Below are 9562 nucleotides of genomic sequence, written 5' to 3' on the forward strand. Positions count from 1 at the left end.
ACACCCGGCCGCTTCTGTATTGCCGCAGCCAGCGCGGGCCCACAAAAGCCGCTTAGCCCCCACTTTTGTGGTTTGATTGCGCCCACGTGGGCATAGCCTGCCGCCGATAAAATTGCGTAGACTTTTCCAGCAATCCTGACTACCCTACTTTCAGCCCCGCCCCGTGGACAACCGCGCCCTCATTCGTGCCTTTCGCCTCACCGCCCAGCTGCTGGAGCTGCACGACGAAAACCCCTTCAAAATCAGGGCCTACGATGGCACCGTGACGGCCCTGGAGCAGCTCGAATTTCCGGTAGCGGAAATCGACCGCCCCGGCCTGCCCGACCGTACCGGCCTCTCCAAAACCCAGGCCGCCAAGGTGGCCGAGCTACTCGATACCGGCACCTTCAAAGAATTGCAGGAGCTGCTCGACAAAACCCCGCCCGGCGTGGTGGAGATGCTGGGCATCAAGGGCATCGGCCCCAAAAAGGTGCGCGCCCTGTGGCGCGATGCTGGCCTCGAAAGCCCCGACCAGCTGCGCGAAGCCGCTGAGGCTGGCCGCGTGGCCACGCTAAAAGGCTTCGGGGCTAAGACCCAGGAAAGCATTTTGGCGGCGCTGGCTTTCACTGACCAGAGCGCGGGCAAACTACTCTTTTCGCAGGCCGAGGCACTGGCCAACGACCTCGTGGCCCGCCTGCGCCAGGTGCCCGGCGTGGCCGAAGCCGCCGCTACCGGCGACATCCGCCGCGCCCTCGAAATCGTGGAAACGGTGGAAATATTGGTGGCCGCGCCCGACCCCGCGCCCATCCACGCGCTGCTGAATGCTGCACCCGGCCTGCGAGCCGACGTGCGCCGCTCGGGGCCGTGGGTGTGGGCCGGCTCCGCCGTGGAGGGCGGCGTGGGCATCGTGGTGCGCGTGGTGGCTCCGCAAGACTTTGTCAATCAGCTGTTCTTGACTACCGGTACCGAGGCGCACCTCGGCGCGGCGCTGCCCGGCGCTACCCCACCCGCGCCGCGCACCCTGCGCCAGTGGGCCAAGCGCGAGGTTTTTGCCAGCGAAGAAGTGCTGTACGAAAAAGCCGGCCTGCAATACGTGGTGCCCGAGCTGCGCGAGGGCCTGGGCGAAATCGAGCTGGCCGCCGAGCGCAAAATCCCGCAGCTACTGCAAGACAGCGACTTGCGTGGCTCGCTGCACAACCACAGCACCTACTCCGACGGCAACCACTCGCTGCGCCAGATGGCGACTTTCCTGCGCGATGGCGGCTACGAGTACCTCGGCATCTGCGACCACTCGCAGGCCGCGCACTACGCCAATGGCTTGGGCCCCGAGCGCGTGCGCCAGCAGCACCGCGAGATAGACGAGCTGAATGCCGAGCTGGCCCCGTTCCGCATTTTCAAGGGCATTGAGGCTGATATTCTGGGCGATGGCAGCCTCGACTACGATGCCGAGCTGCGCCACTCATTCGACTTTATCGTGGCCAGCATCCACTCCAATCTGAAGATGGACGAGCGCCGCGCCACCGACCGCCTGCTGGCCGCCATTGCCAACCCGCATTGCACCATGCTGGGCCACCCCACCGGCCGGCTACTGCTGCGCCGCGCCGGCTACCCCATTGATTTTAAAGCGGTAATCGACGCCTGCGCCCAGCATCAGGTTATCATCGAAATCAACGCCAACCCCTGGCGCCTCGACCTCGACTGGCGCTGGGTGCGCTACGCACTCGACCAGGGCGTGCAGCTCAGCATCAACCCCGACGCCCACCACACCGATGGCTACGCCGACATGCGCTACGGCGTGCTGGCCGGTCGCAAAGGCATGCTGACCAAGGAGGTGACGTTTAATGCCAGGAGCGTGGATGAGGTGGCGGCGTACTTTGCGGCGCGGAAAGTCAGGTAGTGAAGGAATAAAAAATCGTCATGCTGAGCGGAGCCGAAGCATCTCTACCGCACCGTTGTTAGCGCAAGAAATTAGTTCACCGACAGCGATGCTTCGACTCCGCTACGCTGCGCTCAGCATGACAGCCTGACGAACCTATGAAAATCCTCGTTCTGCGCTTTTCCTCCATCGGCGACATCGTGCTCACGACGCCGGTAGTGCGGCAGCTGCACCAGCAGGTACCCAATGCGCAGGTGCACTTTGCCACCAAACCCGCCTACCGCAGCCTGCTCGAAGCCAACCCCTACGTAGCTAAAACGCACGTGCTCAGCGGCAGCCTCGGCGAGCTGGTGCGCGAGCTGCGCGCCGAGCGGTTCGATTTTATCGTGGATTTGCACAACAACCTGCGCACGCGGCTCATCCGGCTGCAACTGCCGGGCGTGCCAGGCCGGGCGTTCGACAAGTTGAACTTGCAGAAGTGGCTGCTGGTGAATTTCAAAATCAACCAGCTGCCGCCCGTGCACATCGTAGACCGCTACCGGGCCGCCGCCGCGCCGCTCGGCATCCAGGACGATGGCGGCGGGCTCGACTACTTCATCCCATCCGGCCAGGAGGTGAACGTGGTCACCGCGCTACCCGCCTGCTTCCGGCCGGGCGAGTACGCGGCGGTGGCCATCGGGGCGCAGCACGCTACCAAGCGCCTGCCCGTGGAAAAGCTTATCGAACTGGTAACCAGGCTGGCTCCGCGCCCCGTGGTACTGCTCGGCGGGCCGGAGGATGAGAGCACCGGCCACGTCATTGAGCTAGCTTTTCATCCACTCCTCCACTCCTCCACTCATCCACTCATCCACAACGCCTGCGGGCGGTTTTCACTGCACCAGTCGGCCTCGCTGGTGCGACAGGCGGCCTTTGTGGTGAGCCACGACACGGGGCTGATGCATGTGGCAGCGGCATTTAAGAAGCAGGTTTTCAGCGTGTGGGGCAACACGGTGCCGGAGTTTGGCATGTACCCCTACCGTACCGCGTTTCAGGCGCTGGAGGTGCCGGGGCTACCCTGCCGGCCGTGCTCCAAAATCGGCTTTGCCGAGTGCCCCAAAGGTCATTTCCGGTGCATGCGCGACCAGGATTTAAACCTGGATTTGCCGCCGCTGTAAACTACTCTTGGCCTGGCCGGCTGGGGCCGCACCTTCATTATCATAGCGTTACCCCGAAACCATCGGGGCACAGCGGGCGTTATAGCCGCATCCCACCCCGCCACCGGCCGCTGCCGGTGTTCGGGGTTTTCGTATTTTTGCCATTTCAGCTACTTTTTACTTTTAGCCGCTTTTATCATTATGACTACTTATTCTGCGCCCGCTACCCAAGCTGCCCTTGCCGCCCTGCGCCGCACCCACGAGCTACCCATCTGGCCCGATTCGTTCGCGGCCGTGGCCAATGGCTCCAAGCCGTTTGACGTGCGCCTCAACGAACAGAACTTTCAGGTGGGCGATGCGCTACTACTACGTGAGCTCAACCCCACTACCCACGAGTACACCGGCCAAACGCTGCTGCGCTGGGTGAGCCACGTGGTGCCCGGCAACACCTTCGGCGTGGAAGCCGGCTGGTGCGTGCTCGGCCTGGGCACCTCGGCCCCGCTGCCGCCCGGTATCATGGATACTAAATTGTGGTAATTCAGTGTAGCGTAAGCTTTAGCTTGCGAGCGAGCGCAGCAGCCGCGCTTGCCAACGTTCGCCTACGCCCTGCTCGCTGCGCTCGCTTGCAAGCTAAAGCTTACGGTACATCACCACCCAGCCGCCGTTTTTTCCCCTTCCGGCTTAATCAGTCGAAATTCCACCCGCCGATTCACCCTAGCATCGGCTTCAGTCAGTTCATCTTTCAGCGGCTTGCTAGAGCCGTAGCCCACGCTCTCGATGCGGCCGGGCCTGAGCTTACCCTTGCGCTCGATGTAGCGCCGGATTTCTTCGGCGCGGTCCTGCGAGAGCTTCTCGTTTATGGCGGGGTCGCCCTGGCTATCGGTGTGGCCCGCGATGCTGAGGCGGAAGGTCGGGTGGTCGACCAGAAATAGCGTGATGCGGTCGAGCGTAGGCTGCATGGCCGCCTGAATGCCCGACTTACCGTGCTCAAATTCAATGTTTTTGAAGATAAGCGGCAGCTTGTAGTCGATGCTGTTGGTGAGCAGCGCCAGCACGGTATCGCCCTTCAGAGCAAACTGCTTTTCGACCGTGAAAGCGTCGGGGCTCTGGATGAGCATAGCGTAGTGCGAGCCGTCCATCAGCTCAAAATCGAACGAGCCATCAGCGCGCAAGTACTTGCTGGCTACCTCAATACCGTTGTCGAGGTCGATGATGCTGATGAGGCCTTTGAGCGGCTTGTTGCTCACCGAGTCGCGGAGCGTGCCAGCCACCTGCGTGGTGGCCTGGGGCTGCGCCTCCATCGGTAAGGGGAAGGAATAGAGGTCGAGGTTGCCGATTTCCTGGGCTTCGGAGCGGGCGTAGTAGAGGTTTTTGCTTTGGCTGTCGATGGTGAAGTAGTACTCTGACCCTTTGCCGTTTACGAGCGGGCCGATGTTGCGCGGCTCCTGCCAGCGGCCACCCACGCGGTATGTTTTGTAAATGTCGAAATCGCCAAAATTGAGCAGCTGCCCGCGCGAGCTGAAGTACAGCACCTGGTAGAGCGGGTGAAAAAACGGGCTCACCTCGCTTTCGCGGGTGTTCACGACCGGACCCATGTTCTGGGCGCGGCCCCATTGGCCGTTTTTCTGCTTCACGGTGAAGTAGATATCCGACATGCCGAAGCCGCCCAGCCGGTCGGAGGCGAAGTACAGCGTGTCCTCGTGGGGCGAGAGCGTGGGCTGCGAGTCCCAGCCCACGGAGTTGACGAGCGCGCCGAGGCTTTTGGGCACGCTCCACTTGCCGTCGGCACCCAGCTTGGCGGTGTATAAGTCGCAGTTGCCGTGGCAGGTAGGGCACTCGCAGCGGGCAAAAAAGATAGTGCGCCCATCGTGCGAAAAGCACGCCGAGCCCTCGTTGTATTGCGAGTTGATGGGCTTGGGTAATGGCTCGGCCTCCGACCAGCCGATGGCCCCGTCGCGGCGCGACACGTACAGGTTTTCGTCGCTCTGCTCCTGCAAGGTGCCGCGCCGGGGCTGCCGCTTGCTGCTGAAAAGCAGCACCGAATCGCCGCCGCCCAGCGCGGGGCCGTAGTCGGCGAGCTTCGAGTTGACGAGGTCACCCATGTTGGTGTACACGTTTTTGGGCGGGTGAAACGTGCTGATGCCCTTGCGGTACTCCACGATGTCGTAGTACACTTTCAGGGGCACGTAGAGGTCCACGTTTTTGGCGTCGAGCGAGTCGTAGTACTGCTGCACGCGCGTAACATCGGTGCGGTGGTGCTTCAGGGCCAGCCGGAAATATGCCTTGGCGCGCTCCTGCTGCGTGCTGTCGCGCTGCCAGAGCTGGCCCAGGTGCCACAGCAAGTCGGTGTTGCGGTAAAAATTCTCGATGCCGAACTGCGCCACGTACTGCGTGAGCAGGGTGCGCGCCTCGGTGTAGCGGTGCCGCCGCTCGGCCTTTCTGATGGCTTGCAGGGCCTTTTTGTCTTCGAAAAACGGGATTTTATTTACGTTCACGAAGTCGGGCGTGCCGTCGGGGCGCACGCGCAGGCGGCGGCTCATGCGGCCGGTGAGGGCGCGGGCCTGGTAGGCGGGGCGCGCGGCCGGGGCGGCGGGCGGAGTAGCGGCGGCGGGCTTGGCAGTACGTGGCTGCGGGCGCTGCTGCGCGGTGGCCGACAAGCTGCCCAGCAGCAGCAAAAGCAGCCAGCCCATCCTATAAAAAGTATAATTAAAGCACAGGCTATTCATACGTAGTTAACAGATAGATAGAATAAAGATGCAAGTACGCACAAAATTACGACCCCTGCTAGTGCAACTTAGCTAAACCGCCGCCGTGCTGGTTATTTTGCGCCGCTTTGGCGGCCCCGGCCCGGCTGGCACGGCCCTTGAACCCACTTTCCTCCTACCCGTTTGTACCTTAGAAGCGGGCTTTGGGCTGCCACTCTGGCAGCCGCTGCGCGGCTTGGCCGCGCCTACTTTTCTTTGCTAATGACCTTTGCTACTTCACGCCGCGGCCAGCGCCTGGTTGGCGGCTCCGACTCGGCTCCCGAAGCCATTGCCATTATGGCGGCCGACCCCGACCACCTGATTTCGGCCGATGACGCGCCCGATACGCTGCCGCTGCTGCCGGTGCGCAATACGGTGCTTTTTCCCGGCGTGGTGCTGCCCGTGACGGTAACGCGCAAGAAAAGCATTCGCCTGATTCGCAAGCTGGCAGCTAAGAATGAGAAGCTTATCGGCGTGGTGGCCCAGCGCAACCCCGACGCCGACGAGCCTACCCTCGTTGACCTCTACGAAGTGGGCACGCTGGCCCGCATCCTCAAGCTCATCGACCAGCCCGATGGGCAGGTGACGATTATCATTCAGGGCCAGGTGCGGTTTCGGGTGGGGGCCGAGGTGTCGTTTGCGCCGCAGCTGGTGGCTAAAGTTGGCTATTTTGAAGAACAGACCCTCGACGCCGAAAACGACGCCGAGCTGGTGCTGCTGCAAAGCCTGCGCGAAGCCGCGACCAAGGTGCTGGAGCTCACGCCCGAGATTCCGCCCGAGGCGCGGGCTATGCTGGAGGGCATTCAGTCGCCGGCCTTTCTGGTGCATTTTCTGTCTTCCAATGTGCAGCTCGACCTGCCTGCTAAGCAAGCCCTGCTGGAGCTCGGCGACCCCGAGGCCCAGGCCCGGCAACTGCTCGAAGCCCTGCTGCGTCAGGCCGAATTGCTGGAAATCAAGAACGACATTCGCTCGAAAACCCACACTGGCATCGACGCGCAGCAGCGCGAGTATTTCCTGCGCCAGCAGCTCAAAACCCTGCAAGACGAGTTGGGCCAGGGCGAAGGCACGCCCGAGCAGGACATGGCCGGCCTGCGCGCCCGCGCCCAGGCCAAAAAGTGGCCCGAGGCCGTGGGCAAGCACTTCGAGAAAGAGCTGAGCAAGCTGGCCCGCATCAACCAGATGTCGCCCGATTATCCCGTGACGCTCAACTACGTGGAGTACTTGCTCGATTTGCCCTGGGGCGACGTAACCAAGGACAAATTCAACCTCAAGAACACCAAGAAAATCCTCGATACCGACCACTTTGGGCTCGAAAAGGTGAAGGAGCGTATCCTCGAATACCTGGCGGTGCTGAAGCTGAAGCAGGACTTGAAAGCGCCGATACTGTGCCTCTACGGCCCGCCCGGCGTGGGCAAAACCTCGCTGGGCCGCAGCATCGCCACGGCGCTGGGGCGCAAGTACGTGCGCCTGAGCCTGGGCGGCGTGCGCGATGAGGCCGAGATTCGCGGGCACCGCAAAACCTACGTGGGGGCCATGCCCGGCCGCATTATCGCCCAGATAAAGAAGGCCGGTGTGAGCAACCCGGTCATTATTCTGGACGAGATTGACAAGGTGAGCAGCGACTTCCGGGGCGACCCGTCGTCGGCCTTGCTGGAGGTGCTCGACCCCGAGCAGAACTCGACCTTTACCGACAATTACCTGGAGGTGGAGTACGATTTGAGCAAGGTGCTGTTCATCGCTACCGCTAACTCGCTCGAAACCATTCAGCCGGCGCTGCGCGACCGGATGGAGATTATCGACCTCACCGGCTACACGCAGGAAGAGAAGACGCAGATTGCCAAGAAGCACCTCTGGCCCAAGCAGCTGCGCGAGCACGGCCTGGCCGAAAACGAGGTTAAAATAACCGACCAGGCTTTGCACCGCGTGGCTGACGACTATACCCGCGAAAGCGGCGTGCGTAGCCTGGAGCGCCAGCTCGCCGCCCTCACCCGCAACCTGGCCCGCCGCAAGGCCGGCAAGGAAACCCTGCCCGCCCAACTCGACCCCGCCGACGTGTTCAAAATCCTGGGCTCGCCGCGCTTCGACCGCGACTTGTACCAGGAGGCCGACACGGCCGGCGTGGTAACGGGCCTGGCCTGGACGAGCGTGGGCGGCGATATTCTGTTCGTGGAAAGCCTCTTGAGCCGCGGGCGCGGCAAGCTGACGCTGAGCGGGCAGCTCGGCGACGTGATGAAGGAATCGGCCATTACGGCCCTCTCCTACCTGCGCGCGCGGGCCGAGGAGTTGGGCATCGACTACCGGCTGTTTGAGCAGTACGATTTGCATATTCACTTCCCGGAAGGTGGCATTCCGAAGGACGGACCGAGCGCGGGCATTGCCATTTTTACGAGCATCGCCTCGGCCTACACCCAGCGCCGCGTGCGCCCGCACCTCGCCATGACGGGCGAGATTACGCTGCGCGGGCGGGTGCTGCCGGTGGGTGGCATCAAGGAGAAGCTGCTGGCTGCCCGCCGCGCCGGCGTGCGCGACGTGATACTCTCGCCCAAAAACCGCAAGGACGTGGAGGAAATCACGGCCGAGTACCTCAAGGGCCTGCAAATTCACTACGCCGAGCGCGTGGACGACGTGCTGACCGTGGCGCTATTGCAAGAAAAAGTAGCCCGCCCGCAGGCCCTACCCGTGCGCGACGACGCGCCCGCCCCGGCCGGCCCGAGCGTGGAAGTGCAATAAGTGTAGGGTAAGCTTTAGCTTGCCAGTAAACTTGGTCCAACGCATTAAAAAGTGGGTCGGACCCACTTTTTACCTTCAGCGAAGCCCTAAAAAGTAGGTCCGACCCACTTTTTAGGGCTTCGCTGAGAGTAAAAGCTCCGGCCGAAGCTCCTTTTTCTCTTCCGCTTGCAGCTTTTTCTGGTTTCTGGCTGCTAAAAGCTGCTGTGGTGGCGGTTTTTTCCTGGTCGCTGCCCCTTTTTACTTTCTTTGTGGCAGTAAAAAGGTATCGGGAGGCGCACTAAACCGGCCCGCCAGCGAGTTTAAGCGCCGTAATTTAGCCTGCTGTATGACGCACTTTTCCGCTCGTTTCCTCGCTATTGCGGTGGTTGGCCTCACGGCTCCGATTGCCCACGCCCAGATTGGCGGGCGGGCGGCGTTTCCCTTCCTCAGCCTGCCGCCCTCGGCGCAGCTCGCGGCCAGCGGCGGCATGAACGCCTCAGCCCGCAGCAGCGACCCCACCCAGCTTTACGGCAACCCAGCGCTGCTGAATGCCGACATGGACCGCACGGCGGCCCTCACCTACGTGGCCTACGTGGGCAGCATCAAGCAGAGCACCGCCGCCTACGCTTTCAATACCGAGAAGCGCGGGCGCTTCGGGCTGGGCTTTACGTATCTGAACTACGGGGATTTGCAGAGCTTCGACGCGGCCGGCAACTCGCTGGGTACGTTTGGGGTGAATGAGTACGCCTTTACGGCGGCCGACTCTTATACGAAGGGAAAATTCACGTTCGGGCTGGCAGCCAAGCTGGCCGTGTCGGCCATTGCCGACAACCGCGCCGTGGCCCTGGCTGGCGACGCGGGCGTACTGTATAAGCCCAAAGAAGACCAGGACTTTACGGTGGGGCTAGTGGTGAAAAACGCGGGCTACATGCTGAAACCGTACATTGCGAGTGCCCGGCAGCCGCTGCCCTTCGACGTGCAGCTCGGCACTACCATCAAGCCCGAGCACATGCCGCTACGCTTCACGCTCACGATGCACCACCTGCACCAGTGGAACATTCAGTACCTCGACCCCAATGACCGCGGCAGCACCAATGCGGCCGGCGACACGGTGCGCGCCA

At 62.4% G+C, this 9562-nt stretch carries 6 protein-coding genes; 5 read left to right on the forward strand and 1 reads right to left on the reverse strand.

Annotation, left to right across the window (positions count from 1 at the left end; genetic code table 11):
- The first annotated feature begins 163 nt into the window (after nucleotides 1-163).
- The 3 genes from VFO93_RS21495 (at nucleotide 164) to VFO93_RS21505 (ending at nucleotide 3525) form a co-directional block, all read left to right on the forward strand.
- On the forward strand, nucleotides 164-1876 hold the full coding sequence (locus VFO93_RS21495; protein WP_325136433.1) for a helix-hairpin-helix domain-containing protein: 1713 nt from the start codon (nucleotides 164-166) through the stop codon (nucleotides 1874-1876).
- 137 nt (nucleotides 1877-2013) lie between these two features.
- Nucleotides 2014-3009, forward strand: coding sequence for a glycosyltransferase family 9 protein (locus tag VFO93_RS21500; RefSeq protein WP_325136434.1), 996 nt, complete (start codon nucleotides 2014-2016; stop codon nucleotides 3007-3009).
- A 180-nt stretch (nucleotides 3010-3189) separates the two neighbouring features.
- Nucleotides 3190-3525 (forward strand): ASCH/PUA domain-containing protein, encoded by a 336-nt coding sequence (locus VFO93_RS21505; RefSeq protein ID WP_325136435.1) that lies wholly within the window; start codon nucleotides 3190-3192, stop codon nucleotides 3523-3525.
- 110 nt (nucleotides 3526-3635) lie between these two features.
- Here VFO93_RS21505 and VFO93_RS21510 read toward each other — a convergent pair whose 3' ends face one another.
- On the reverse strand, nucleotides 3636-5678 hold the full coding sequence (locus VFO93_RS21510; RefSeq protein ID WP_325136436.1) for an OmpA family protein: 2043 nt from the start codon (nucleotides 5676-5678) through the stop codon (nucleotides 3636-3638).
- A 276-nt stretch (nucleotides 5679-5954) separates the two neighbouring features.
- On the opposite strand from VFO93_RS21510, the gene lon reads away from it, so the two are divergent.
- A complete protein-coding gene (gene lon, locus VFO93_RS21515; RefSeq protein ID WP_325136437.1) occupies nucleotides 5955-8462 on the forward strand; it encodes an endopeptidase La in 2508 nt (835 codons plus the stop codon).
- A 325-nt stretch (nucleotides 8463-8787) separates the two neighbouring features.
- On the forward strand, nucleotides 8788-9562 hold a 775-nt coding region (gene porQ / locus VFO93_RS21520; RefSeq protein WP_325136438.1), incomplete at its 3' end, for a type IX secretion system protein PorQ.

It is taken from the genome of Hymenobacter sp., from assembly GCF_035709525.1.
Lineage (GTDB): Bacteria > Bacteroidota > Bacteroidia > Cytophagales > Hymenobacteraceae > Hymenobacter.

Coding starts and splice junctions, on each gene's coding strand:
- VFO93_RS21505 (WP_325136435.1), top strand. CDS start 3,190: ATGACTACTTATTCTGCGCCCGCTACCCAAGCTGCCCTTGCCGCCCTG.
- lon (WP_325136437.1), top strand. CDS start 5,955: ATGACCTTTGCTACTTCACGCCGCGGCCAGCGCCTGGTTGGCGGCTCC.
- VFO93_RS21500 (WP_325136434.1), top strand. CDS start 2,014: ATGAAAATCCTCGTTCTGCGCTTTTCCTCCATCGGCGACATCGTGCTC.
- VFO93_RS21510 (WP_325136436.1), bottom strand. CDS start 5,678: ATGGGCTGGCTGCTTTTGCTGCTGCTGGGCAGCTTGTCGGCCACCGCG.